The 1,954-nt window shown below is 53.7% G+C and carries 2 protein-coding genes; both read left to right on the top strand.

From position 1 onward, the window contains the following. Positions 1-86: 86 nt before the first annotated feature. Complete coding sequence (gene istA, locus BZK42_RS27740; protein ID WP_080861560.1) at positions 87-1,109, top strand: IS21-like element ISSen8 family transposase; 1,023 nt, start codon at positions 87-89, stop codon at positions 1,107-1,109. After that, the gene (gene istB / locus BZK42_RS27735; RefSeq protein ID WP_023228660.1) at positions 1,109-1,888 is read left to right on the top strand and encodes an IS21-like element ISSen3 family helper ATPase IstB; all 780 of its coding nucleotides are present in this window, start codon (positions 1,109-1,111) and stop codon (positions 1,886-1,888) included. Before istA ends, istB begins: the two co-directional genes overlap by 1 nt. Positions 1,889-1,954: the final 66 nt, after the last annotated feature.

Raw genomic sequence — 1,954 nt, 5'->3', positions numbered from 1 at the left:
TGTCACTAACGGTGCGAAAGTGATCCATATCCGACGCCTGAAATCAGATCCAGGGGTTAATCTGCTCTCCTGATTCGGGAGAGCTTATGGTCACTTTTGAGACAGTTATGGAAATTAAAATCCTGCACAAGCAGGGTATGAGCAGTCGGGCGATCGCCAGGGAACTGGGTATCTCCCGTAACACCGTAAAGCGTTATTTGCGGGCGCAGTCTGAGCCGCCGAAATACACGCCACGTCCTGCCGTCGCTTCACTTCTGGATGAATACCGGGACTATGTTCGCCAGCGAATCGCTGATGCTCACCCTTATAAAATCCCGGCGACGGTTATCGCCCGCGAGATCATGGAGCAGGGCTATCGTGGTGGCATGACCATCCTGAGAGAGTTCATACGTTCACTCGCCACCCCTCAGGAGCAGGAGCCTGTTGTTCGCTTTGAAACTGAGCCTGGACGGCAGATGCAGGTTGACTGGGGCACTATGCGTAACGGTAAATCACCGCTTCATGTGTTCGTTGCCGTTCTGGGATACAGTCGAATGCTGTACATCGAGTTCACTGATAACATGCGCTATGACACGCTGGAAGCCTGTCACCGTAATGCGTTCAGCTTCTTCGGTGGCGTACCGCGTGAAGTCCTGTACGACAATATGAAAACAGTAGTGCTGCAGCGTGATGCTTACCAGACCGGTCAGCACCGGTTCCATCCATCCCTCTGGCAGTTCGGCAAAGAGATGGGCTTCTCTCCGCGGCTGTGTCGCCCCTTCAGGGCACAGACTAAAGGCAAAGTGGAGCGGATGGTGCAGTACACCCGCAACAGCTTCTACATCCCACTAATGACTCGCCTGCGTCCGTTGGGGATAACCGTCGATGTTGAAACAGCCAACCGCTACGGCCTGCGCTGGCTGCACGATATCGCTAACCAGCGGAAGCATGAAACTATCCAGACCCGTCCCTGCGATCGTTGGATCGAAGAACAGCAGTCCATGCTGACTCTGCCGCCAGAGAAAAAACAATATCACGTACAGGTAGACGAAAGCCTGGTGACCTTCGACAGGCAGCCACTGCATCATCCGCTGTCCATCTATGACACGTTCTGCAGAGGAGCCGCATAATGGTTGAACTTCAACATCAACGGTTAATGGTTCTCGCCGAACAACTGCAACTGGACAGTCTTATCAGCGCAGCGCCGGCGCTGTCGCAACAGGCTGTGGATCAGGAATGGAGCTATATGGACTTCCTGGAGCATCTGCTTCATGAGGAGAAACTGGCCCGCCATCAGCGTAAACAGGCGATGTATACCCGGATGGCGGCTTTCCCGGCGGTGAAAACGTTCGAGGAGTATGACTTCACCTTCGCCACAGGAGCCCCGCAGAAGCAAATCCAGTCGCTGCGTTCACTGAGCTTCATAGAGCGCAACGAGAACATCGTGTTGCTGGGGCCATCCGGGGTGGGAAAAACGCATCTGGCAATAGCAATGGGCTATGAAGCGGTACGTGCGGGTATCAAGGTGCGCTTCACAACGGCGGCGGATCTGTTACTTCAGTTGTCCACCGCGCAACGCCAGGGGCGCTATAAAACAACACTTCACCGTGGCGTAATGGCGCCGAAGCTGCTCATCATCGATGAAATAGGCTATCTACCGTTCAGTCAGGAAGAGGCAAAGCTGTTCTTCCAGGTCATCGCCAAACGTTATGAAAAGAGCGCGATGATCCTGACCTCCAACCTGCCGTTCGGGCAGTGGGATCAGACGTTCGCCGGTGATGCGGCGCTAACATCCGCGATGCTGGACCGGATCTTACACCACTCACACGTTGTTCAAATAAAAGGAGAGAGCTATCGACTGAAACAGAAACGAAAGGCTGGGGTTATAGCGGAAGCTAATCCTGAGTAAAACGGTGGATCAATATTAGACCGTCGGTGGAGATGTAAGTGGATCACTTTTTACCCGTCGTTGACA

Origin of the sequence: Citrobacter braakii, assembly GCF_002075345.1 — a bacterium.
In the GTDB taxonomy this organism is placed as follows: Bacteria; Pseudomonadota; Gammaproteobacteria; order Enterobacterales; family Enterobacteriaceae; genus Citrobacter; species Citrobacter braakii.
This window is presented reverse-complemented; position numbering and strand designations above follow the sequence as displayed.